The 23247-nt window shown below is 70.2% G+C and carries 16 protein-coding genes; 6 read left to right on the forward strand and 10 right to left on the reverse strand.

Annotated features, from left to right (window positions below):
* Positions 1–69: 69 nt before the first annotated feature.
* From AAFN69_RS14015 to AAFN69_RS14025, 3 genes are all read right to left on the reverse strand, one after another.
* Positions 70–6321 carry a DNRLRE domain-containing protein gene (locus AAFN69_RS14015; protein WP_347728780.1) on the reverse strand — a complete coding sequence of 2084 codons (6252 nt, stop codon included), beginning with the start codon at positions 6319–6321 and terminating at the stop codon, positions 70–72.
* Positions 6322–7367: 1046 nt separating this feature from the next.
* Complete coding sequence (locus tag AAFN69_RS14020; RefSeq protein WP_347728781.1) at positions 7368–8486, reverse strand: acyl-CoA desaturase; 1119 nt, start codon at positions 8484–8486, stop codon at positions 7368–7370.
* Positions 8487–8493: 7 nt separating this feature from the next.
* On the reverse strand, positions 8494–9555 hold the full coding sequence (locus tag AAFN69_RS14025) for a ferredoxin reductase (RefSeq protein WP_347728782.1): 1062 nt from the start codon (positions 9553–9555) through the stop codon (positions 8494–8496).
* Between the two features lie 86 nt (positions 9556–9641).
* On the opposite strand from AAFN69_RS14025, the gene AAFN69_RS14030 reads away from it, so the two are divergent.
* Positions 9642–10781 (forward strand): helix-turn-helix domain-containing protein, encoded by a 1140-nt coding sequence (locus tag AAFN69_RS14030; protein WP_347728783.1) that lies wholly within the window; start codon positions 9642–9644, stop codon positions 10779–10781.
* Positions 10782–11062: 281 nt separating this feature from the next.
* On the opposite strand, the gene AAFN69_RS14035 is transcribed toward AAFN69_RS14030, so the two are convergent.
* The 3 genes from AAFN69_RS14035 to AAFN69_RS14045 form a co-directional block, all read right to left on the reverse strand.
* On the reverse strand, positions 11063–11488 hold the full coding sequence (locus AAFN69_RS14035; protein ID WP_347728784.1) for an ester cyclase: 426 nt from the start codon (positions 11486–11488) through the stop codon (positions 11063–11065).
* Positions 11488–11847: a MerR family transcriptional regulator gene (locus AAFN69_RS14040; protein WP_347728785.1), complete on the reverse strand. Its 360-nt coding sequence runs from the start codon at positions 11845–11847 to the stop codon at positions 11488–11490. Before AAFN69_RS14040 ends, AAFN69_RS14035 begins: the two co-directional genes overlap by 1 nt.
* A 726-nt stretch (positions 11848–12573) precedes the next feature.
* Entirely contained in the window at positions 12574–13746 is a 1173-nt protein-coding gene (locus tag AAFN69_RS14045; RefSeq protein ID WP_347728786.1) for a collagen-like protein, read from the reverse strand.
* Between the two features lie 367 nt (positions 13747–14113).
* On the opposite strand from AAFN69_RS14045, the gene rfbA reads away from it, so the two are divergent.
* From rfbA to rfbD, 4 genes are read left to right on the forward strand one after another with little or no spacing between them, the layout of a single operon-like run.
* Positions 14114–15046: a glucose-1-phosphate thymidylyltransferase RfbA gene (rfbA, locus tag AAFN69_RS14050; RefSeq protein ID WP_347728787.1), complete on the forward strand. Its 933-nt coding sequence runs from the start codon at positions 14114–14116 to the stop codon at positions 15044–15046.
* A gap of 45 nt (positions 15047–15091) precedes the next feature.
* Positions 15092–15715, forward strand: coding sequence for a dTDP-4-dehydrorhamnose 3,5-epimerase (rfbC, locus tag AAFN69_RS14055; RefSeq protein WP_347728788.1), 624 nt, complete (start codon positions 15092–15094; stop codon positions 15713–15715).
* Positions 15700–16674, forward strand: a complete 975-nt coding sequence (gene rfbB, locus AAFN69_RS14060; protein WP_347728789.1) for a dTDP-glucose 4,6-dehydratase — start codon at positions 15700–15702, stop codon at positions 16672–16674. Before rfbC ends, rfbB begins: the two co-directional genes overlap by 16 nt.
* Positions 16671–17612 carry a dTDP-4-dehydrorhamnose reductase gene (gene rfbD, locus AAFN69_RS14065; RefSeq protein WP_347728790.1) on the forward strand — a complete coding sequence of 314 codons (942 nt, stop codon included), beginning with the start codon at positions 16671–16673 and terminating at the stop codon, positions 17610–17612. The genes rfbB and rfbD overlap by 4 nt, the downstream gene beginning before the upstream one ends.
* Here rfbD and AAFN69_RS14070 read toward each other — a convergent pair.
* Both AAFN69_RS14070 and AAFN69_RS14075 read right to left on the reverse strand, forming a co-directional pair.
* The gene (locus AAFN69_RS14070; RefSeq protein ID WP_347728791.1) at positions 17593–18915 is read right to left on the reverse strand and encodes a glycosyltransferase; all 1323 of its coding nucleotides are present in this window, start codon (positions 18913–18915) and stop codon (positions 17593–17595) included. The two genes, rfbD and AAFN69_RS14070, sit on opposite strands and share 20 nt — an antisense overlap.
* 444 nt (positions 18916–19359) lie before the next feature.
* Positions 19360–20142 (reverse strand): oxidoreductase, encoded by a 783-nt coding sequence (locus AAFN69_RS14075; protein ID WP_347728792.1) that lies wholly within the window; start codon positions 20140–20142, stop codon positions 19360–19362.
* Positions 20143–20617: 475 nt separating this feature from the next.
* Here AAFN69_RS14075 and AAFN69_RS14080 point away from each other — a divergent pair, with 475 nt between their 5' ends.
* Positions 20618–22255, forward strand: a complete 1638-nt coding sequence (locus AAFN69_RS14080; protein WP_347728793.1) for an alpha/beta hydrolase — start codon at positions 20618–20620, stop codon at positions 22253–22255.
* A gap of 19 nt (positions 22256–22274) precedes the next feature.
* Here AAFN69_RS14080 and AAFN69_RS14085 read toward each other — a convergent pair whose 3' ends face one another.
* Together AAFN69_RS14085 and AAFN69_RS14090 are read right to left on the reverse strand one after the other, a co-directional pair.
* Positions 22275–22631: an acyl carrier protein gene (locus AAFN69_RS14085; protein WP_347728794.1), complete on the reverse strand. Its 357-nt coding sequence runs from the start codon at positions 22629–22631 to the stop codon at positions 22275–22277.
* A 380-nt stretch (positions 22632–23011) separates the two neighbouring features.
* On the reverse strand, positions 23012–23245 hold the full coding sequence (locus AAFN69_RS14090; RefSeq protein ID WP_347728795.1) for a zinc-binding dehydrogenase: 234 nt from the start codon (positions 23243–23245) through the stop codon (positions 23012–23014).
* Between the last annotated feature and the right edge of the window lie 2 nt (positions 23246–23247).

Here is a 23247-nt window from a genome sequence, read left to right on the forward strand (position 1 = left end):
GGCCGCACGATGATGTACGAACCGTCCGGTGCGGGCGCCATTCTATCGCCGCCCGCACCGGACGCGGAGTCAGCGGCGGTTGATGTAGGCCGTCGTCACACCGAGCGGCTTTCCGTCAGGTGCCGCGATGTTCCGGTAGAAGACGGTGACCGTGTACGTTCTCTTCTTCCGGCACCAACAGCCCGTCTTGTACGAGTAGGTGATCTTCCAGGCGGTGTTGGTCCGGGACTCGCCGCCCCAGTCGATCGTCCAGTTGCCGTGGACCAGCGCCTTCTTCAGATCGCTGATCATCTTGGAGCTGCTCAGCCAGTTGGATTTCTTGCCCCATCCGACGTGCTTGTCCTTGATGTGACGGAGCCCGAACTTTCCGTACTTCACGCCATTTTCCCGTACGGCGGTCTTGCTGCCCTCCCGGATGGTCTTCCAGTAGCTGTTCATCGAACGCGACCACATCAGAATGCGCCACTTGTCGCACTTCTTGAAGGGGTTGCCCCAAGCTCCGCAGCGGCCGTCCAGGTCGGTTCCATTGACCGGATCCGCGCAGACGTAGTCGTACGTATTGCAGTTCCCGCCGAAGATCGGGTCCATCTGGAGGAAGCGCGCCGACTCGGGGTCGTAGAGCCGCACACCCATGAGAGAGAGGCCGGTGAGGGTCTCACCGGATCGCTGCTTGCCGCCGAGCCAGCCGTAGCGCTGACCGGCCTGGCCGGCCCGGGGCGCTCCGTTCTCATCGCTGTCGAGCGCGGTCGGAGCCTTGCTCACATCCAGTGGCAGCTGAAGGGCGATGTCACCGTGGATGTTGGAGAGCTGGAGCACCGTGTCGGCGGTCTTGCCCGTGGTGGCTGTCAGCGCCCCCGTCACCGAGGTGACATTGCGGGTCACCGCGCCCGCGGCGTTCTCGCGAATCCAGGTGGGGTTGTCGGATCCACCGCCGTAGTGATTGGTCCTGGCCGCCGACTGCGTCCATGTGCCTCCCGCGTTGGTCTCGACCGTCCAGGAGCGGAAGCGCAGCGCGGCGTCGAGCTGCCAGGTCTGGCGCTTGCTGCCCGCCGTCTGCCGGTGAACGAGATCGTTGGTGTAGTAGTCGAGGCCGGCACCGGGGAGCGAGGTGGTGCGGCCGAAACCGTCGTAGGTGTGGCTTCCGCCGGCCCGGCGGTCCGCCGTGTCATAGGTCCGTGTCTCGGTGGTTCCTCCGCCGGCGGGGCAGGCGAGTCCGGGGGCACCGGCCGCCGTGGTCACGGCGGTCCGGTTGGACCGGGCGTCGAGGGTGTAGGTCCGCAGGGTGCAGCCGTTCCCGACGGTGTCCTCCACACGCGTCAGACGGCCGGCGTTGTCGTAGCCGTACCGCTGCTCCGACCAGCCGGAATGCGAGGCGTTCCGGCCGTGGACGGTCTGTGTGACGGCGTCGGAGTACAGGATCGTGCCATCACTGTCCCGGGTGTAGGTGCGCTCGGTCACCTTGCCGACGGGGTCGTGGGTCTGCGTCAGCGAGTAACCGCCCGGGAGCTTCTCCGAGGCGACCACACCATCCGCGTTGTAGGTGGTGGAGAAGGCGCCCGCCACGGAGTCGGTGACCTTCGTGGGAAGCCCGCGCGGCTCGATGGCGGTGTCGTAGGTGTAGGTGACGCTGCTCGGAACACTGTTGCTCACCTTGACCTGGCGGTCGAGGAGGTCGTACTCCGTGGTGGTGACTCCGCCGTCCGCGTCGGTGTACGAGATCTCGCGACCCAGTCTGTCGTGGGCCCGGGATATCGTTCCCGCGGTGGTCGAGGTGGTGCCGGTCTCCTTGCCCGTCAAGGGGTCGTACTGGGTGGTGGTCGTGGGAACCGCCTGCCCGAGCCCGCCGGTGACCGCGACCGTGGTGGGACGGCCGGCCGCGTCATGGGAACGGGTGATGACCCGGCTCGATCCCGCGGCCGTCTCGGTGGTCTTGGCGGTGTTGCCCCACTGGTCGTACTCGACCGTCATGGTCGGCAGCTCGCCGGGGTTGGTGCCCCCTCCGGTGATGTTCCCCGCCGGTCCATTGCTGCACAGCAGATCGGCCCACTCCGGCCGGCCCGCGCATGCTCCCGTGCCGGTCGCCGACCAGTAGACGGCGGTCTGCGTTCCCGCGTCGGTGCCGCTGGTGCCGGGAGCACCCTGCTTGGAGACCCGGCCCTGGGAGTCGTACTCCGTGGTGGTGGTGATGGCCAGCCCGGCGGGGTCCTGCACGACCTTGGTCGCTTTGCCCTTGGCCCAGTCGTACTCGACCTTGGTCACCTGCGCGTCACCCATGACCCCCGGGTGCTCACGCACCTGAGCGCCGGTCGTGGTGGTGGTGACCTGGTTGCTCACCAGAAGAGAGTCGCCGCCGGGCCTGCCCTCGTCATACACCTTCCGGGTCCAGCTCCTGGCGATCACCGATGTGCCGGCGGAGACCAGTGTGGTGGTTCCGGACTTCAGGTCCTTGGTGAGTTCGATCCGCCCGACCGGCCCGAACTGCTCCAGCTCCCGGGCGCCGCTCTCGTCGTAGACCGACCGCGTGGAGAGCAGCTCCGCGCGCTCGGCGGCGGGCACCGACGCCAGTCCCAGACCGGCGAGCACCGCCTGGTCCGCGGTGCCGGCACCGACGGATGTCTGCCGGTTCCCCGCGGACAGGGCACGCACCACGTTGCCGAACCGGTCGTGGTCGGTGCTGTCGATCCGCCCGCCGGGCGCGGCCGTGTTGGTGCGCTGCGCCGATGCGTTGAGGTAGTGGACGGTGGCGCGGGCGTAGTCGGCCCGGGCCAGGCTCGCGCCCGAGTGGGACGAGGGCACGGCGTCCGCCGGGAAGACGGCGGCGGCGTCCACCGGGAGGTCCTGCTGACCCCATGCCCTGACGTCCGCCGCCCCCATCTCGTACGGAGCGGTGGAGCCGGTGAGCGGGACGTCGTAGACGACGCTGGTGCTCGCCACCCCCTGGGTCACATCGGCCGTGCCCTGCTGGAGTCCGGAGCGGCTCGCCTTCAGCAGCATGCCCTGGCCCGCCGAGGGGTCATTGCCCGCCTGGCCGTAGGTGAAGGTCCACGGGAGCTCACCGGCAGCGGTGTAGCCCGTGACCCGTCCGGCGCTGTCATAGGCGTACTCGGTCACCAGCGCCGGAGTGATCAGCGGCTCCCACGCCCGGCGCAGCCTGCCCGCGTCGTCGTACCGGTACTCCTGCACCGGCTTGGCCGTCCCCGCGGCGGCGCCCGGGGCGGTCGACCACAGCCGGATCTCCTTCACCCGGCCGGTGAAGTCACCGAAGGCGGAGCCGGTCGCCGTGGTGGCGGTCGCGTAGACGTACTCCAGTACGCGGCAGCCCTTGGTCGACTGGTCCGCCGCGCAGGTGGCCGCGGTGACGGCCGAGGTCGGTGCGATGATCCTCTTCGGCCTGGCGTGGATGGCCCCGCCCACCGTGACGTTCTCGGAGACCACGGTGGTCGTGGACGCGGCCAGCCCGTTCACCAGTGTGCTGCTGACCCGCCAGCTCGCGGATCCCGGCGCGGTCCGGGTGAACTCGGTGACCGTGCCCTCCCCGTCCGAGAGGGTGAAGGCCGTGGTCACACTGCCCTGGAGCCTCATCTCCTCGGCGCCCGGCTCGGGAACCCAGCCGTTCTGCGCCGCGTTCGCGGTGAAGTGCAGGGGGCTGCCGTCCGACAGCGCCACCTTCACCGCGGTGTCGGAGACCCGCTCCAGATGGGTGTACTCGGACTCCGTGAGCTCGGTGGTGAAGCCGGACACCCACTCCGGCCCGTAGATCGGGACCTGCTCCTCACGCTGGGCCCCGGCGTTGGGACTGCGCGAGGAGGCCGTACGGGACACGGTCAGGTCGAAGGCGGAGACATCCTGCTCCGAGATGGTGAAGTCACCGGTGAGCAGATTCAGCGAACCGGGGCCGATCTCCTCACCGGCTGCGTCGTCCGCGTTGCGGTCCACCACGACGCTGATCGGGTCGGAACTGCCCGCCGCCCCGAGCGGTCCGGTGAAGCCCGCCTTGATCTCGACCGATCCGTCCGGATCGACCGTCCCGGAGGCATTCCAGGTCAGCACCGGGTTCTTGCCGCCGGTCATCGCGACCGGCCAGGCGGAGAGAGCGGTTCCCCCCTGGGTGACATCGCCGGGCGGAATCTGGACCCAGGGGTCCGCCGCGGACCGCCGCCAGGAGAACGTCACCGCGTCGTACTTGACGGGATCGCTCTCCGCTTCGAGGAACAGCCGGCGGGCGGTGCGCTCACCGGCGGCCGGCCGGAGGAACCCGCCCGGGCCCGCGTTGAACGTGTACTCGACCGCGTTCGACCTGTTGTCGGCCCGGTCGACCGCGCGGACCAGCAGGGTCTGGGAGCCGTTGTCCGGCGGGGTGATCGAGATGTTCTTGGCCGCCGGAGCGCCGTCGGTGAGGACTTTGGTCCAGGTGGTGCCGTCGAGGGACCACTCGAGCCACTGGTGGTCACCCCCGGTGGGGGGTGTGGCGGTGAAGGTTCCGGGCTGTCCGGCGCCCTTGACCCACTGCCCGGTGGGGTAGTCGGCGGAGGAGACGGAGGTGGGGACGGAGGGGGCGGTGGTGTCGACGGTGAATTTCTTCCACGCCGACCAGCCGAGGTTGTAGTGCAGTCCGTCATACGGGTTGGTGCGGAAGCGGTACGTCTTCCCGTTGGTCAGCACCCCCGCCGGGACGGTGACGGACGCGACCTGTCCGGAGGGAACCGCGGGTGAGACGAGGACACTGCCCACCTGGGCGTTGGTGGCGTCGTCGAAGATCTGGAAGGTACCGGTGACCTTGTCCCCGTTGACATCCACGAACGTGTCGCGGAGAACCGGGCGCAGGGTGTTGACGGTGTGGTCACCGCCGTAGGAGAAGTACGGCGGGCCGGCCTCCTGCTTCGTCCCGGTCTTGGGGCGGTAGTTGTGGGTGACGACCAGCTTGGGCGGGTTGGCCGCGGCGTTGGAGGAGTTCACCCGCTTCCACTGCGCCACATCCGTCTCGCTGGTGGCCCGCAGGCCCATATGGCCGAGAGGGAGCTGCGCGGAGGCCCACTCCTGGACCAGGGTGGAGACGTCGGCGTTGATCCAGCCGTCGGGCGCGGCCGTGCAGGCCGGGTTGCCCTTGGTCTCGGTGGAGGTGGCCTTCTTCGCCGTCCAGCCGGGCTGGGAGGTCCAGCGGGTGGCGGTATTGGCGTATCCGGTCGACCACACCTCCCACGGCTGTGCGGTACACGCCGTGTTCGCGGAGTGGAAGTTCCACAGCGACAGGGTGGCGCTGCTGATCAGCGCGTCCCGGATCGGCTCGGTGTTCCACGAGATGAAGGAACGCGCGGTACGCGGCGTTCCGGTGCCCGGGTTGGTCGTGCCGGGGTTGCCGAGATCCAGCTCCGTGTCGGCGGACCAGTCCACCGTCTCACCCTGCTGGACATAGGTGTCGAACACACTGCCCAGCGCCGAGGTCGACGGGTCGACCGTGACCGGGTACTTGGTCCTCGGGTCCGCGAGGAACTTCGCGTCCGGGGTGACGATCAGATCCACACCTCCCTTGGTCTTGACGGCCTTCATGGCGACCTCGACCCGGCGGGTGTGCTCACCGGAGACCTTGTCGACCGTCGAATCCCACATAATGGGCGTGGGCATGACAGCTCGTAGTTTCTTCTTCCGGTCCGTGAACACCACACTGCCGTCCGCGCGCTGGCGCACCTTCAGCCCATTGGTCCTCAGCGGCAGGGTGTAGGAGTAGCCCTTCTCGGCCGGGCGCTCATTGATCTCCACGAACTGCTCGAAACCGGTCCGGGTGGCCTCGACCACCACATCCGCGCCCGGCACCGCGTTGCGGTACTCCGCCCGCGTGCCCTTCAGCGCGGGCGAGGGCAGACCGCCCTTCCACTGGAGTGTGATCCGCTGATCCCCCTCACCCAGGGTGACCAGATCCACTGCCTTCGCCGACCGCGCCGCGGACAGCGAACGCGCCGGAGCCTGAGCCGTCCCGCCTCCCAGCAGCAGACCCTCCGGATGCGCCCGCGGCGCCACCGAACCGTCCGCGCCCCGCGTCAGGCGCAGATCGACATCCCGCCACCCGCCGGTGCCGCCGGCCTCGAACCGCACCGGTCCGGCCGTCAGCTCGGTGGTCAGCGAACCGTCCTTGTTCGCCCATGTCGTCGATGTCTCCGTGCGCTCGGCGAGCGCCTCCACGCGCTTGCCGGACAGCCGAGCGGCGATCCGGGCGGAAGCGATGTCGGCCGCCTCCGCGGCAGCCGGCTTCTCCCGTTCCGCGACCGGGGCCCGGCGCGCGTCCGCCATGGCCGCACCATTGCCGTCGAGCAATGTCACAGCCATGACGAGGGCGATCCCGCCGGCGATGCTCCCGGGGCCGCTCCTGGTCCGGAACCGCCCTCGTCTTCTCGGTCCAAGGGGTCTTCCCGGGCTTCCGGGTATGGGTAAACGCATAGCCGTTTCTCCTCGAATTCCTCGGCCTGCACGGTGGGGAAGGTGGCTCACGACCGCCGGGCATCCGATCACGGCATGGCGCGGCGGTCACGGGCACACCCGGGACATCCACCCGTGAGACCGATGACTGCTGCTTCCTGCTGCGACTGGCCGCCCGACTCCGCCGTGATCACCAACATGCGAGGGTCATGAGTACCCGCACCGGTTCGCACACACGCTCCACCGGCTCACGGGGAAATCCGCCAAGGCGCCGCCGCTGTGTGCCGAGCCCCACTGACCAGCGCCGACGCGGCTACCTGCCAGTTCTCGGGAAAAGAGGATCTCGGGGATATCACGCGGTGATCGAAGTGCCCCGGACGAGCGGGAACCGAATCCCTCACCAGTGAACGGGATCGAACACCGCCCTGTGCCGTGACCGGTACACAAGTGACGGATGCGTCGAAAGGTGCGTCCCCCGTCGATGACCGGATGGCCGGCGCGACGCGGTTCGGCCGGACGGGGGACGAGGTGACCGGGTGGGGGAAGCGGCCCGCACCGGTGCGGTCGATGCCGAATTCCGTCTCCGTGTCAGCCGGCCGGGGTGGTGTCGGCCAGCGCGCCCTTCACACCGCGGGCCGGGGCCGGAGGACCCCGGCGATTCCGCGGAAGTGGATCCACCACCGGGGAGGGCCGAGCGGGCCGCTTCCCGTCACCGGCCGCGGCCGCGGTCTTCTCCTGGACCTGCCCGAAACCGGCGTACGGCGCGGCCGGACCTGACTCGTGCCGAGCCGCACCCGGGCGTGGCAGGACACCCCGTCGCCGGGGGATGCGCGCTGAGTTCCGGCGGGCGGTGCGCCTCTCCCGCACCGGCGGCGGCGTCCGGCGCGGCCGTCCGCCGTCCGCGCCCTCTCACCGAACCCGGCGGTGCCGCCGGGAGACGGGGCCCGGTACCGGAATCAGGCCGCGACGGGCTCCCGCTTGCGGTCCCGCGCCTTGACCGCGGGCTTCCTGTTCGGCAGCGAGAGCCGGAAGACCTTGTGCCACGCGGAGAACACCTGCTTGGGCAGCGGCCCGCTGACGTACTCCAGCTCGTACTTCTCGAACAGCGCGCGCACCTTCACCGCGACCTCGGCGTACCGGTTGCTCGGCAGGTCCGGGAAGAGGTGGTGCTCGATCTGGTGCGACAGATTGCCGGTCATGAAGTGCATGGCCTTGCTGCCGCTGATGTTCGCCGAGCCCATCATCTGGCGCAGGTACCACTGGCCGCGCGTCTCGCCCTTGATCGACCGGCGCTCGAAGACCTGCACGCCCTCGGGGAAGTGCCCGCACATGATCACCGAGTGGGACCAGATGTTGCGGACCAGGTTCGCGGTGAACGTGGCGGCGAGCGTGGTGAGGAACGACGGGCCCGACAGCAGCGGGTGGATCACGTAGTCCTTGAGCACCTGCTTGCGGATCTTGCGGCCCACGGCCCTGGCCCGCGCGCGGAACTCCGGGTTGTTGCGGCGCCGCTTGTGCAGGTTCTTGCCGAGCTCCAGGTCGTACGCCGCGATGCCGTACTCGAAGAAGCAGGCGTTGATGAAGTTCCACAGCGGCTGGCCGAGGTGGAAGGGGTGCCACTTCTGGTCCTCGTCGACGCGCATGATGCCGTAGCCGAGGTCGTTGTCCTTGCCGATCACATTGGTGTACGTGTGGTGCAGCTCATTGTGCGAGTGCTTCCACTGCTCGGCCGGCGAGACGTGATCCCACTCCCAGGTGGTCGAGTGGATCTTGGGATCCCGCATCCAGTCCCACTGGCCGTGCAGGACATTGTGGCCGATCTCCATGTTGTCCATGATCTTCGCCACCGACAGACCGGCGGTGCCGATCAGCCACGCGGGCGGGAAGAACGAGAACAGCAGCACGCCCCGGCTGACCAGTTCGAGCCTGCGCTGCACCGAGATGACCTTGCGGATGTAGGCGGCGTCTTTCTCACCGCGGTCGGCGATCACCTCGTCGCGGATCGCGTCCAGCTCGCGGCCGAGCTCCTCGATCTGCTCCGCGGTGAGGTGGGCCGTGGGGTCGATGGCGGTCAAGGTGTTCCTACCGTTCGATGTCGCAGGGGCCCGCCGCGGCGGACACACAGGTCTGGATGAGGACGCCCGGCTCGGCCTCGGTGATCTCGCCGGTGCGCAGGTCGCGGACGGCGCCCGCCCTGAGCGGGGTGACGCAGCCGAAGCAGATGCCCATACGGCACCCGGAGGGCATGAGCACACCGGCCTCCTCGCCGACGTTCAGCAACGGCGTGGCGCCGTCCGCGTCGACGGTCCTGCCGGTGGTGCTGAACGTGACCCGGCCACCGCTGCCCTCGCCGGCGACGGCGATGCCGGGCCGGAAGCGTTCGGTGTGCAGGCGCTCCCGCACGCCGCGCTCGGTCCAGTGCGCTTCGGCGGCGTCGAGCAGGCCCGCGGGCCCGCAGGCCCAGGTCTCGCGCTCGGCCCAGTCGGGTACGAGTTCGCCGAGACGGGCGATGTCGAGCAGGCCGTCCGTGTCGGTGTGCACTTCGGTCAGACGCAGCTTCCCGTCCGCCACCAGGTCGTGCAGATCGCCGCGGAAGATCACGTCCTGCGGCCGCGGCGCACAGTGGACCATGACGGCGTCGTCGAACTCGTTGTCGCGCAGCATGCCCATCACCGGCGTGATGCCGCTGCCGGCCGTCAGGTAGAGCACCTTCGCGGGCTTGGCCTCCGGCAGCACGAAGTCACCGGTCGCCTGGTCGAGCTGGATCAGGGTGCCCGGCCCCGCCCTGCGGACCAGGTGGTTGCTGACCTTGCCGTCCGGGATCGCCTTCACGGTGATCGTGAAGCGGCCGTCCCGGCGGTTCGCCGGTGAGGTGATGGAGTACGCACGCCACAGGCGCACCCCGTCGACGTCGACCCCGATCCGTACATACTGACCGGCCGTGTGGCCGCGCCAGCCCCCTCCCGGCCTGATCACGACGGTCGCGGCGTCATCCGTCTCGGGATGCACGGCCTCGATGCGCCCACGCAGGTCGGCGCCCGCACGCAGCGGACTCACCAGGTCGAGGTAATCCGACGGCAGCAGCGGCGTCGTGACCATCTCCAGCAGTTTCCACGCCCTACTGCGGAGGGCTGCACTCGTCATGGGTCCAGCTTGATCTGCCTCAGGGCGTAAAGTCTTACCCGTAGGACGTGAATCTGTTCGGCTGAATTGTTCGCAGGGAACAAAATATGGGACATACGATCCGGAGGGCCATCGCACCGGTCCTGGACGAGACGACGGTCACCGCACTGCGGGCCGCGCTGAAGAGCACCGCCGACGAGGTCGTCCAGGCGATCATCGACGAGGTCCCTCCCTACGCCAACGCTCTTTCGGGCCGCATGGGCGGCACCATCCGCCGATCCGTCCGCACCGCCCTGGGGCACTACCTGGACCTCGCGAGCGGGAACGCCATGGGCGGCGACGCCGGTGACGCGGCCTACGAGCTGGGCCGCGGCGAGGTGCGCGACGGCCGTTCGATGGACGCCCTGCTCAGCGCCTACCGGGTCGGCGCCCGCGTGGCCTGGCGGTGCCTGGCGGCGGGTGCCGTCCCCGCAGGTCTGCCCGCCGCCGAGGTCGCCAAGTTCGCCGAGCTGACCTTCGCCTACATCGACGAGCTCTCCGCCGCGAGCGCCGCGGGCCACGCCGATGAACTCGCCGCCCGGGGCCGGGCCCACGAGCGCCATCTGGAACACCTGGCCCGCGACCTCCTCGCCGGCGCGAGCCCGGACGTACTGCTGGCCTCCGCCCAGCGGGCGGGATGGCAGCCGCCGGTCTCGCTGACCGCGGTCCTGCTGCCCGCCGCCCAGGCATGGCCCGCCTACCGCACGCTCGACCCGAGCACCCTCGTCCTCGACGATCTGCCGGACGCCACCGGTGTGCTGCTCGTCCCCGATGCCGACCGATCACATCTCCTGAGGCAGCTGACCGACCGCACCGCCGTGACCGGCCCGGCCCGGCCGTGGACCAGGGCGTCCGCCTCGTACGCGCGCGCCGTACGCGCGCGCTCCCTCTCCGCCGACATCCGCGACACCGAGGAGCACCTGCCCGAGCTGGTGCTGAGCGCCGACGCGGAGGCTTTCGCGGACCTGCGCGCCCGGGCTCTCGCACCGTTGCGGACCCTGCCCGTCGCGACGGCGCGGCGGCTGGAGGAGACGTTGCGCGCGTGGCTGCTGCACCAGGGCAGACGGGACGAGGCGGCGGCGGCGTTGTTCGTCCATCCCCAGACAGTCCGGTACCGGATGGCGCAGCTGCGGGAGCTCTTTCCGGATCTCGCATCGCCGCACCGGGTCCTCGAACTGACGCTGGCGGTCGGTATGCGGTCCGGCTGACGCGTACTGACGCGTACGCCGAACGCGGGCCGCGGAGGAGAACCCGCTGCCGGTACGGGCGCCGCGGGTCGGTGATCCGCGGGGATGAGGGCGCGGGGCCATTGGGTCACCGGGGCCGGCCCGGGAAGGGGCCGGGTTGCCCGGCTGCCACCGCCGCGTTGTCGGGGAGGTGCCGCGCACTCCGGCCCCGGGAACGCCCCGGCGGCGGTGCGACGGGCTCCGCGTCCCCTCCGCGGGCCGACGTTCGGAAAGGGGCAGCGGAAGGGATGCCGGTCACTCGGTCAGGAGGCGGAACGCGGTGAGATCTGCCCCATGAGGCTGATCATGTCCGGGGCCACCCACTCCTCGGCGATCCTCCCGTCCTCGATGCGGTAGATCTCGATGCTGCGGAAACCGACCGGCCGGTGCGTCGCGGCCACGCCCTGGAAGATGCCCTGGTGCGTACCGCGGAAGCGGACGCGTACCGCCACCTGGTCGCCGTCGCCGAACATGTCCTCCACGGTGATCCGAAGATCGGGGAAGCCGTCGATCATGGCCTGTGCGCCCAGTTTCCAGATCTCCCGCCCATGCAATGGGCCGGGTGCCCCGGGAAGGTTGGCGATGAAGTCCTCCGTCATCAGAGCGGCGCATGCGTCCAGATCCCGGCTCGCCAGGTTCTGGTACGCGGTGCGCAGCAAGGCCATGTTCCTCTCGGGGGCGGTGTTCATCAGATGTCCCTTCCCGGTGGGATTCGGGTGAGCGCGGTCTCGCGCAGGATTTCGGCCAGAGCACTCGGGTCGTCGGCGTGGAAGCGGACGACTCGTGCCTCCCCGGTGCGGCCGAGGGGGCGGGTGAAGGCCGGCGGACGGTTCAGTTCCAGAGTCACTCCGGTCTGACCGGCCACGATGAGATCGAGCCCGCCCGCCCGGCACGCGCGGGCGGGCCGGCCGGGTCGGGCGGAATCACGGACGCCGTGGACCCGGTGTCCGCTGGGGAGCCGCTCCGGTTCCGGGAGCGGCTCGACATGGTGGTGCCGGATCGTCCGGGTGGTGACCCCGGCGAACGCGGCGATCTCTCGGATCCGCATGACCTCAGTGAAAACCCCGCCGTCGCGACAAGGTCAAGGCCGCCGGAGCGGTCGCGCCGTCGTCGGCGGAGGCGTGTCCACTGCGGGTCCCGGCCGGCCGGGCGCGGCTGGAGCCCCGCGCCGCCGCGCCCCGGCCGCCACCCGAGCTGACACGGACACGGGCCCTCCGGGTGCCGGGGAGCGAGGCGGAACCGACCGGGAACGGCCTTGGCCGATCGCGCCGGAGACATCGGCCGGCCCTGCTCCGCCGCTGACGCGTACCGGCCCAGGGGCACCGCATCCGCATCCGCGCCTGGCCGGGTACTCGTACACCGGGGCTCAGGACTTCATGAGTCCGGCGAGCGCACGGCGCCCGCCGGCCGTCGGTCGGCTCGTCCGTACGGTGGCGCACAGGTACGGGCGATCCACCCTTCGGGCGTCTCCACCGTGTCGGCGAGCTTGGTGACGCGAGTGGCGGGGTGCCGGATGCGGTCGGCTTCCACCCGGAGTGATGCCGCGGCCGGGTCGTCACCGGGCAGCCATGTCGCACCTTCCTCGGGGACACCCATCCCACCCGTACTTGTCCGCTTCCCGCGCACCGGGGTCCGACCGGACGTACGACCATCCAGGGCGGACGGTGCGGTGGAACAGCCGTCGTGGCGGCTCCACCGCACCGGTTGGCAAGCCTGTAGGCGTCCGCCCACCGGCGACAAGTCGGTACTCCGGGCCGGCGCCCATCGGCTCGGACTACTGGTCCACGCAGACCACGTAGGACTGGAATCCGCCGCCGAGCAGCGTGACGGAGGCCTGGGTCTGCCATCCGGTGGGAGGCCCGGCCTGAGTACCAGCGGCCTTGGGGATGGGTGCGTTCTCGATCACGTTGATCGCGCTGAGCAGCCCGAAAGTGTCATAGCCGCCGCCGGTGGCCACGTCGCCGGCCAGGCAGTTGGCCGTTGACGTCACGCCCACGCCGATGAGGACCGGAATGGCCTGGGGCCCTCTGATGACATAGGTGTTCAGATCCGCCGGTCCCTGCGGTCCCTGTGTGCCTTGGGTTCCCTGCGGTCCTTGTGTGCCGTTGGTGCCTTGTGTGCCTTGAGGTCCGGTGGTGCCTTGGGTTCCCTGCGGCCCCTGCGTTCCGTTGGTGCCCTGTGTGCCCTGTGTGCCCTGCGGACCCTGGGGTCCGGTGGCACCTTGTGCGCCGTTCGTTCCGTTCGTGCCCTGGGTTCCCTGCGGCCCCTGCGTGCCGTCCGCGCCGTCGGCACCCTGGGTGCCTTGGGTTCCCTGCGGTCCTTGCGTGCCGTTGGTGCCTTGCGGTCCCTGGGGTCCGGTGGCGCCCTGTGCGCCGTCCGTGCCATCGGCACCCTGGGTTCCCTGCGTGCCGTTGGCCCCCTGGGACCCTTGGGGTCCGATGGCACCTTGTGCGCCGTTCGTTCCGTTCGTGCCCTGGGTTCCCTGCGGCCCCTGGGTGCCGTCCGCGCCGTCGGCACCCTGTGTGCCCTGGGTTCCCTGTGGTCCCTGCGTGCCGTTGGTGCCGTTGGTGCCCTGAGTGCCCTGAGTGCCCTGCGGCCCCTGGGGTCCGGTGGCGCCCTGCGGGCCCTTGGGGCCAGTGGCACCCTGCGGCCCTTGCGGCCCGGGCGGCCCCTGGGGTCCGTGCGGGCCCTTGCCCTTGCCCTTGCGGCCGCCGTCGTTCCGCTGGGCGGTGCGCTCGCCCTGCCGATCGGCGTCGTGATGCTGCCCGCTCGCCGTCGTGGCGCCGTTCGGTCCCGGCAGGCCCAGGCTGTGCCGGGTGCCCGAGCGCTCGACGGCGTCGGCGACGGCCGCCGCACTGGGCGCCACATTGAGCACGGCGGCCAGGGTGCCCGCCGAGACCATGGTGATGGCTCTCACCCGGTTGCGGACGATGGTTCTACTTCTCACCAGAATTCCTTTCGCGCAGAAATGATGGAGACAGTCGTAGCTGCCGGATGAGCGGCAGCCGGAGGAATTCGCACAGCTGCCGTCGAGGCCAATCGTTGACCTATCGGCACATTTGCGCGACGTTCATACGGGAGGATCGACAGAGACGCTCCCGGTAGATGCCGAGGCCAAGCGTGTACGGGCCCCCTCGGCTGACGGACAACATCACTCGATTGGAGACGCAAATCGGTGAAGCGGCCGTTTTCGCGGAGGATCGAGCACCCGCAGCTTCGTTCGTGCCGGAATATGGGGTCCGTAACACTTCTTCCGCGGGACGAAAGGGGGGTGGGGAAGCGACCCCGCACGGGCAGCGCGCCCCTGACCGCACATGCGTGGAATTCTGCTGGCAGGGGGCACCGGCTCGCGGCTCTGGCCGCTGACCCGGTCCGTTTCCAAACAGCTCCTGCCGGTTTTCGACAAACCGATGGTCTACTACCCGCTCTCCACGCTGGTGCTGGCAGGGGTGAGTGAGGTACTCGTCATCACCACCCCGGAACATCAGGAGCAGTTCCGCTCACTGCTCGGTGACGGCGGTCAACTCGGTCTCCGCATCGAGTACGCGACGCAGGAGCGCCCCGAGGGAATCGCCCAGGCATTTCTGCTGGGTTCCGATTTCATCGGGGACGAATGCGTCGCGCTGATCCTCGGCGACAACATTTTCCATGGATCGGGGCTGAGCGCCCTGCTGGCACACGAGGGCCGGACGCGCGGGGGCCAGGTCTTCGCGTATCAGGTCGCGAATCCGTCGGCTTACGGCGTGGTCGAATTCGACGACCACGGCCGGGCGTTGTCCATCGAGGAGAAGCCCGCCCGCCCGAGGTCCCGGTACGCCGTGCCGGGACTGTACTTCTACGACAACCGCGTCGTGGAGATCGCCCGCGGGCTGAAACCCAGCGCTCGCGGCGAGCTGGAGATCACCGAGCTCAACCAGGTCTATCTGGACGCCGGTGAACTCCGTGTCACCCGTCTCGACCGGGGCACCGCCTGGCTGGACACCGGAACCTTCGCCTCCATGGTCCAGGCGTCGGAGTTCGTCCGGGTCGTCGAGGAACGCCAGGGCCTCAAGATCGGCTGTGTGGAGGAGGCGGTCTGGCGGGTCGGGCTGATCGATGACGACCAGCTCCGCGCCCTGGCTCATCCGCTCCTCACGAGTGGATACGGGCAGTACCTGCTGGACCTGCTGGACCTGGACCAGGACGGCCGGCGCGCCGTCGTATCGCCGCGGGGCGGCGGACCGCAGGCGCAGACCTCGGCCGTCTGACGCGGAGCCGGTGGAGACGGTGGAGAGACGGAAGGAACACGACAGGTGAGACCGCTGGGTATCGAAGGCGCCTGGGTGGAGACCCCACAGGTGTTGACCGATCGGAGAGGAAGCTTTCACGAGTGGTTCAAGGCCGACCGGCTCCGTGAGCCGACCGGTCACCCGATGCGCCCTGAGCAGGCGAACTGCTCCAGGTCCGGGCGCGGCACGCTGAGGGGAATCCACTACGCCGCCGTCCCGCCGGGGCAGGCCAAGTATGTGACGTGTGTCAGGGGGGCGGTGCTCGACGTGGTGGTGGACATCCGCACCGGCTCCCCGACCTTCGGCAGGTGGGAGGCGGTGCGCCTCGATGACCGGGAGCACCGGGCGGTATATCTGTCGGAGGGCCTCGGCCACGCCTTCATGGCGCTGGAGGAGGACTCCACCGTGGTCTACCTCTGCTCAGAGGGATACGCGCCGGAGCGGGAGTTCGGGATTCACCCGCTCGATCCCGAACTGGCCATCCCCTGGCCCGGTGATCTCGTCCCGGAACTCTCCGCCAAGGACGCCTCGGCGCCCACACTGGCCGAGGCGGGATTGCGGGGCCTGCTCCCCACTCACGAGGAGTGCATGGCCCACCGGATGCGGCCGAGGTCCGGAGACCGGGGAGAAGCATGCGCCTCCTGGTGACCGGCGGGGCCGGGTTCATCGGCTCGGAGTTCGTTCGCGGCCGGCTGCGGTCCGATCCGGCGGCACAGGTCACGGTTCTCGACGCACTCACCTACTCCGGGGCCGAGAAGAACCTCGCGTCCGTCGCACACCTGCCCGGATACCGTTTCGTCCGCGGCGATGTGTGCGACCCCGATGTGGTCGACCAGGTGATGGAGGGTCAGGACGTCGTCGCGCACTTCGCGGCCGAGTCGCATGTCGACCGGTCGATCGGAGGAGCCGGACCCTTCGTCCGCACCAACGTCGCCGGCACCCAGGTTCTGCTGGACGCGGCGCTGCGCCACCGCGTCGGCCGCTTCGTGCAGGTGTCGACGGACGAGGTGTACGGGTCGATCAGCGCGGGTTCATGGACCGAGGAGTCGCCGCTCGCACCCAGCTCACCGTACTCCGCGACCAAGAGCGCGGCCGATCTCCTCGCCCTCGCCTACCACCGTACCCACGGCCTGGATGTCGTCATCACCCGGTGCACCAACAACTACGGCCCCCACCAGTTCCCCGAGAAGGTCATCCCGCTCTTCATCACCCGTCTGATCGACGGGGGCACCGTCCCCCTCTACGGCGACGGCCGCCATATCCGCGACTGGCTGCATGTCTCCGACCACTGCCGCGGCATCGAGCTCGTCCTGCGCGGCGGCAGGCCCGGCGAGGTCTACCACATCGGCGGCGGGACCGAGGTCAGCAACCGCCGGCTCACCGGACTGCTCCTCGCCGCCGTCGGCGCCGACTGGGACCGGGTCACCCGGGTGGCCGACCGCAAGGGCCACGACCTGCGCTACTCACTGGACGACAGCAAGATCCGCGAACAGCTCGGCTACGTCCCCAAGGTCCCGTTCGCGGAGGGCCTGGCGGCCACGGTCGACTGGTACCGGGACAACCGGCGCTGGTGGGAGCCGCTCACGGCCGGATCGGAGCGGGTGTGAAGGGGAAGGGGACGGCAGCGAGCACCGCGTGGCTGGTGACCGGCGCGGGCGGGATGCTCGGCCGGGACGTCCTGGCGGAACTCACCGCCGCTCCGGGAACCGAGGTGACCGGGCTGACCCGCGGCGAGCTCGACATCACCGACCCCCGGGCCGTACGCGCGGCCGTCGCCGCCCACCAGGTGGTCGTCAACTGCGCCGCCTGGACGGATGTGGACGGGGCCGAGGCGGACGAGGCCGCGGCGACCGCCGTCAACGGCACGGCCGTCCGCAATCTCGCACATGCCTGCGCCGGGACGGGGGCGGTCCTGCTGCACATCTCCACCGACTACGTCCTTCCCGGAGACCCCGGCCGGCCCGCCGCCGAGGACGCCCCGACCGGCCCGCTCAACGCGTACGGCCGGGGCAAACTGCTGGGGGAGCGGATGGTGGCCGAACTGCTTCCGCGCACCGGCTACACCATCCGCACCGCCTGGCTCTACGGCACACACGGGCGCAGCTTCGTGGCCACGATGCTCGAACTCGCCCGCAGCAGGCCGACCGTGGACGTGGTCGCGGACCAGTACGGCCAGCCGACCTCGTCGGCGGCGCTCGCCCGGCAAGTGGCGGTGCTCGGCCGGACAGCGCTGGCCGGACGGGCCCCGGCGGGCATCTACCACGGCACGGCGGCGGGGCACACGACCTGGTTCGGGCTCGCCCGGGAGGTGTACCGGCTGAGCGGACTCGACCCCGCGCGCCTGTGCCCCGTCGGCTCGGCCGCGTTCCCGAGGCCCGCTGTCCGGCCGGCGTACGGGGTGCTGGGGCATGCCGGATGGGCGCGGGCCGGGGTCTCCCGCCAGCCCGGCTGGCGGGACCAGCTCGCGGCGGCCCTGAAGACCCCTCGGTTCGCGGAATCGGCCGCCGCCGCCCGTGCTGCGGCCCTCACCCTGATGGCGGAGTGAGGACCGAGGCGGGAGCCGGGACGGTGTCCCGCACCAGCAGCGGTCCGCCGCACCGTGTCGTGCCCTCCTTCATCGCGATGAGGTTCGCCACCACATAGGAGATGTTGTTCGAGGAGTGCCACTCCGTCGGAAAGTACGTCACCAGACGGGAACTCTGGAACCGCGCCTCGATCTCGGGAACGAACGCCCGGTACTGGTCGTCCGTGTAGTACCAGAAGGAGTTCTCGTTGTAGAACGCGACATGTGTGGGGTCCTGGTGGGCACCGCGCCCGTCCGAGCTGGGCGTCATGGTCAGCAGCATTCCGCCGGGTGCCAGCAGCCGGTACAGCTCGTTGATCAGCGGCACCTTCGCGGGCACATGCTCCAGGAAGTCCACCGCGCGGATCAGGCCCACCGAGTTGTCCGGCAGATCCAGCCGGTCGGGCAGGGTGGCCACGATGTCCACGCCCTCCCCCGGATACTGGTCCACGCCCAGATAGCCCGGAGGCTTTCGGTGTGCCGCGCCGAGGTCCAGCGCGAGCAGCCCGTGGCGCCGGCTCCAGGCCAGGGCGTTGGCCTCGACGTACTTGTCGTAGAGGGCGACCGTCTCCCGCTGGATGTGCGCGTTGACCTCCGCGTCGCGCTGAGTGTTCCCCGCGTGCATGCGCTGGAGGTAGAGGCAGCGCTCGATGTGGTGGAAGTCGCCCGCCTGGAAGAGCCGGCACATCAGGTCCTGGTCGTCCAGGACCGAGCGGGTGGCGTCGTAGCCGCCGGCCTTCGTATAGGCGTCCCTGCGGAAGGCGCGCACATGGTTGGGCGCGTACCAGATGTACGAGACGTTGTGCGGCGTCGGCGCCATGGTCCTGGCGGCCAGCAGCCGCCGGCCGTCGACGAGCACCTCCTCGTACTGCCAGCCGTGTGTCTCGTTGAACCGCGAGTCGTCCCGTCCGCCGTCCTCGGTGATCTGGGCGGTGTTGCTGTAGACGAAGACGGCGTCCGGGTTCTCGTCGAACGCCCTCCCCAGCTCGGCCAGACAGTCGCGGGCCAGCAGGTCGTCGTGGTCGAGCTCCACCAGGATCTCACCGCGGGCGAGTTCGCAGGCCCTGCGCTTGGCCGCGCCGACCCCTCGGATCTCGTCGGCGATCTCCACCCGGACCCGTTCGTCGGGCCGCTCGGGCCGCCAGCGGGCACCGTTGTTGAGGAGGACGATCCACTCCCAGTCCGGGCAGGACTGCTCCTGGAGCGTCGCCAGACACTCGTCCAGGAACCGCGGACGGTGGCTGGGGGTGAAGACGGAGAACCTGGGGGGCGTGGACGATGTCATCTGCGGCTGTACCTCCTGGGCTTCGGCGCCGGGGCCGGGACGCGTCTGTCGAGCGCCGTCCGACCCGAATCAGCACGTATCACCATCCATATGGAAAGGTGATATTACGATCAAGGTAACGACGCGTCTGCCGTGCCGTCGCCTCCCAGGGGCCCCGCTTCCCGTAGACCACTCGAACGTACGCAGGGCCCGCCGGGCCCTCCTTTCCGCCCCGCCCCGTGCCGGCTCCCGGATGTCATCAGCGGAAGCGGAAGCCGCGCCGGCGCAGCCTCGCACTCGTGCCGCACCGGGGAGAGCCGGAAGGACGAGGCCTGCCACCGGTGGACCCTCGCGGCCGACGTGAGCCCATCGGACCCGGACACCGCGGCCCGGGCTCCACGACAGCACCCCCGGGAGCCGGTCCGGCTCCGCCCGGGACTCGGTGGAGCCCGCGCCCGATCTCGGTCAGGCCGTCTTGAGCGCGCCGCCGTCGATGATGTGGTCGGCGCCGGTGATGTTGCCGGCGACGTCGGAGAGGAGGAAGGCGATCAGGGCCGCGACTTCTTCCGGTTCGGTGATGCGGCCCGAGGCGATGCCGAAGGCCGGCGGCAACTGCTCCAGGAAGGTGGTGTGGTCCAGTCCGGCTCCGGCCGCGACCCTGCCGCCGTAGCCGGCGGGATCCGTCCAGACGGGGGTGCGGACCGCGCCGGGGGAGACGGTGTTCACCCGTACGCCCAGCGGCCCGAACTCCTCCGCCAAGGACTTGCCCAGCGCGGTGAGGGCCGCCTTGGCCGCGCTGTAGGCGACCGGGCCGGGGCTGGGCTGCCGGGCACTGACGGAGGAGACGTTGACGATCGATCCACGGCGTTCGATCAGGCTGGGCAGGGCGGCGCGGGTGGTGCGCACGGTGCTCAGCAGGTTGAGGTCGAGGGCCCGGGACCAGTGCGCGTCGTCGGTGTCGAGGAATCCGCAGGGGTCCATGCCGTCCACGGCGCCGACATTGTTCACCAGCAGGTCGATGCCGCCGAGTGTGTCGAGAGCATCACCCATCAGGGCGGTGACGCCCTCGGCGGTGCTCAGGTCGGCCGACACCGGGTGCGCGCCGGTGTCCTTCAGCTCGGGGGTGAGGGTGCGGGCGGCACCGACGACACGCACACCCTCGGCGGTCAGGACCCGGACGGTGGCGAGTCCGATGCCCCGTCCGGCGCCGGTGACGACCGCCGTCTTCGACGTGAGGTTGAGGTCCACGGCACTCCGAATCTCGAACGGCACGTACATGCTGAGGGATGGCACGTCGGGCCGAGGCGGTGCCACGGCAGGCGTCGCGTCGGCGCACCGCCGATCATCCCGTCGGCCACGCGCACAGTCCATGGCGCATCGGGGGCGCACACCAGCGGTCGCGGAACGACCCTGTTTCGGCACGACCGGAAGGGTGGCGGGAGCGGGCCGGGCGCCGGTCCCGGCGTGGCCCGTTGACAACCCCGGCGCCCGGTGGACATGTGGCCGATGGCACCATGCGTGTGCCGCCCACGACCACCCGGTGTCACCGCGAGCCGGGAGCGAAGTTGCCCTTCCGTGTCCGTACGAGACGGTTCGCCGTCACCCGGAGCGTGCTGCTGATCACCGCCGCTGTGCTGCCGCACACCATGGGAGCGGACCGGACCGGACGACACGCCGTCGCGCACCGCCCGGTGTCCGGGTGGCGGCCGTAGCCTCGGAGATCATGAAGAAGTCCGCAGTGCTGGGCATGTTCGTTCTGTCCGCCGCGCTCCTCGTGCCACCCGCGGGGGCGTCCGCACCCGTCTCTCCGCCGGGCGGGGCCGATGACCTGGTCCGGTTCCGTGAGCAGCGCGTCGTCTGGGCGGCGTGTGCGGACGCCGCGCTCTCCATGAGCGGGGCCATGTGCGCGCGGGTCACCGTTCCGCTCGACTACCGCGAACCGGCCGGGCGCACCATCGAGATCGCCGTCTCGCGCATCAAGTCCCCGGACCCGCGCAAGCGGCGCGGCATCCTCCAGACCAACCCGGGCGGTCCCGGGGCCCGGGGACTCGGCATGCCGGGCGAGCTGCGCAAGGTGATGCCGCCCGAGGTGGCGGCGGCGTACGACATCATCGGCATGGACACCCGGGGGCTCGGCCGGAGCACCCCCGTGGACTGCGGGCTGAACCGCAGCAGCTGGCTGCTGTACGCCCCGGGGGCGGACCGGGCCGGGTTCGAGACGAGTGTGCGGCTCTCCCGCGAGGACGCCCGCAGGTGCTGGGACAGCGACCCCCTGGTGCTGCCCCATCTCTCGACACGCGACATCGCACGGGACGTGGACATCGTCCGCAGCGTGCTGGGAGAGCGGAGAACGTCGTGGTTCGGTCAGTCCTACGGGACGGTCCTGGGGGCCGTCTACGCCCAGATGTTCCCCGGCAGGGTCGACCGACTGGTCCTGGACAGCGCTCCCGACCCCGCCGAATACCCCCTGCGCATGGTGCGCCGTCAGGGGCCGGCCAATGAGCGGGGGCTCGACGATTTCGCGGTCTGGGCCGCGCCCCGGCACCGTGAGTACGGGCTGGGCGCCACGCCGGAAGCGGTGCGTACCGGTGTCGAGGCATTGACCGGGCGGGCGGCGCGGGAGCCGGTCCGCGTGGGCGGGCATCGGATCACCGACCATGAGCTGCCGCTGCTGTTCTATGTCTCCCTCGTGCAGGAGACCGCGAATCCGGAGTTCGCCGTCCTGCTGAGGGTCCTGCTGGACGCGGCCGGCGGGAAGCCGGTCACCGTGCCGCCGTGGCTTCAGGGCACCCTGGACCTGATGTTCGCGGGCGCGGGGACGGACCGGGCACGGGACTACGCGGCCGAACTGGCGATGCTCTGCGCCGACGCGGCGATGCCCCGGGACCCCGAGCACTACTGGCATGCGGTGGAACGCAGCCGCCGGACACAGCCGGTCTTCGGACCCATGACCCACGCACCGATTCCCTGCGCCTTCTGGCGGAGCACGCCGCGCGAGCCCCGGACCAGGGTCGGCAACGAGGTCCCGGCCCTGCAGATCCAGGCGACCGAGGACACCCGCACCACCTACACATCAGGACTGCGCATGCACCGCGCCCTGCGCGCGTCCCGACTTGTCACCGTGCCCGCCAGAGCCCACACGGTCTACCTGAACCACCCCAATACCTGTGTCAGGCGCATCGTCAACACCTATCTGCTGCACGGCACCCTGCCCGTCCGGGACATTCCCTGCCCCCGACAGGGCAGGGCCGGGGGCCGGGCTCCACTCCAGGACCTCCGGGCCGGGCGCGACATCTCGTTGTGGAGCGTGTACCGGCCGAGCGGCGCGCCGTTCACGCGCGGGGAGACGGCAAGCCCGTGACGTGATGTGCCGATCCCGCTCACGCCGGGCGCCGTTCTTCCGGATGACCGCCTGACGGGATGTCCCGTCCCTGTCGCTCCGTTGTCCGTACCGGAGGTCTGCTCCTGTTTTTCGGCCCGGGGTGCGGGGAATGGAATTCCCGCCGGAGATCCGGCCGCCGGGCCGCCACGAACTCCAGTACCGCACGCGGCGTATCCAGTGTCCCCGCCTGTGCGTCACTGATCTCGACCTGACAGGTGTCGCTGATGGTCTCCACCAATTCCACCCGGGCCGGCGAGTCCACGTCCAACTCGTCGAAGGTCCTGTCCATGTCGTCTTCCGAGAGCGCCACTGTCCGGTCAGCGGGTGGATTCTCTCCATGGACAACGATCGTCATGATCTTTTCCAGCTCGGAGGGTGTCACAGGATCTCCCGTCTCGATTGAGAATCACTCGGGGAAAGCGTGAATCGAAATGAAGTACGGCGCATGCGCGTGCGAAAAGCTGCGCCTCTGTCGCACCTGTCGGAGTGACGGGATACATTTTCAGGATGCGACCGCTGCCGCACGCCGTGAATACCCGTCCGTCCACATGAGTTGAGTGAGAGTCCTTTATGGCCTCACGCGGTGTCTCGGTCCGGCCGGACTCGCCCCTCCCGTCCGCCTCTCGGACTCGGCAGCCGGGGGGCGAGCGGCCGGGTGATGTGCGCGGAGCCTGCCGGCGACGGCCTCCGGGTCGCCATCGGCACCGCGGATGAGATACCGGCGGGACTCCGCTCTCACCGAGGCGCGCCGGCACCGGGCCTCTTCGGCGCGGTGATGCCGAGCCCCGGGCGAGGCGCGAGGCACAGGATGCCCACCTTGCCGGTGTGCTGGTCAAGCCGCACCCGGCGTGCCGCTTCACCGGCCTCGGCGAGGGGGTGGACCTCCGAGACCGTGGGTTTGATCAGGCCGTACTCGAAGAGCCGGGCGCACTCCGCCATCTCCCGCATGTTGGCGCCGCGGCTGCCCACGA

The sequence above is a fragment of the Streptomyces sp. CAU 1734 genome, assembly GCF_039888735.1.
Taxonomy (GTDB): Bacteria; Actinomycetota; Actinomycetes; order Streptomycetales; family Streptomycetaceae; genus Streptomyces.

Bases quoted from the DNA above. Each gene is read 5' to 3' on its own strand.
- AAFN69_RS14015 (WP_347728780.1), bottom strand. From the start codon at position 6,321: ATGGCTGTGACATTGCTCGACGGCAATGGTGCGGCCATGGCGGACGCG.
- AAFN69_RS14025 (WP_347728782.1), bottom strand. From the start codon at position 9,555: ATGACGAGTGCAGCCCTCCGCAGTAGGGCGTGGAAACTGCTGGAGATG.
- AAFN69_RS14030 (WP_347728783.1), top strand. From the start codon at position 9,642: ATGGGACATACGATCCGGAGGGCCATCGCACCGGTCCTGGACGAGACG.
- AAFN69_RS14035 (WP_347728784.1), bottom strand. From the start codon at position 11,488: ATGAACACCGCCCCCGAGAGGAACATGGCCTTGCTGCGCACCGCGTAC.
- AAFN69_RS14040 (WP_347728785.1), bottom strand. From the start codon at position 11,847: ATGCGGATCCGAGAGATCGCCGCGTTCGCCGGGGTCACCACCCGGACG.
- rfbA (WP_347728787.1), top strand. From the start codon at position 14,114: ATGCGTGGAATTCTGCTGGCAGGGGGCACCGGCTCGCGGCTCTGGCCG.
- rfbB (WP_347728789.1), top strand. From the start codon at position 15,700: ATGCGCCTCCTGGTGACCGGCGGGGCCGGGTTCATCGGCTCGGAGTTC.
- AAFN69_RS14070 (WP_347728791.1), bottom strand. From the start codon at position 18,915: ATGACATCGTCCACGCCCCCCAGGTTCTCCGTCTTCACCCCCAGCCAC.
- AAFN69_RS14080 (WP_347728793.1), top strand. From the start codon at position 20,618: ATGAAGAAGTCCGCAGTGCTGGGCATGTTCGTTCTGTCCGCCGCGCTC.
- AAFN69_RS14085 (WP_347728794.1), bottom strand. From the start codon at position 22,631: ATGACGATCGTTGTCCATGGAGAGAATCCACCCGCTGACCGGACAGTG.